Source organism: Rhizobium ecuadorense (genome assembly GCF_001187535.1).
GTDB lineage: Bacteria > Pseudomonadota > Alphaproteobacteria > Rhizobiales > Rhizobiaceae > Rhizobium > Rhizobium ecuadorense.
In genome coordinates this window covers 1-292 of sequence record NZ_LFIO01001295.1, presented here as the reverse complement: position 1 = coordinate 292, position 292 = coordinate 1, and the positions used below count along the sequence as shown (strand labels likewise).

General features: G+C 57.2%; 1 pseudogene. It reads left to right on the top strand.

Annotated elements, in window-relative coordinates:
• Positions 1–292 (top strand): annotated as a pseudogene (locus AF337_RS40935) (polysaccharide pyruvyl transferase family protein); the annotation flags it as partial.

The following is a 292-nucleotide window of genomic DNA, read 5'->3' as shown; positions in this document are numbered from 1 at the left end:
GAAGCGCTGAAACCGTTCGAAGCCGATCCTCTCCGGGTATTATATGTCATGCAGCCTCTTGGAGAGGGCGAGGTCGATATAGCGAAAGCGCGAGCGATCGTAGACGGACCTCTTACCAATTGGATGAATGGTCCGACCAGTCTGTCGCGCATGCGCAAGTCGAGCGTCGTCAAGTCGGCGTTGCGGCATGGCTTTAGCCGCACAGCGATGATCGCCCAGCATCGTGAGGATGTCGCGGCTCGTTATGTCGATTATGGCGTGAAGATCCTGTCCGGCGCGCAACGGATCATCA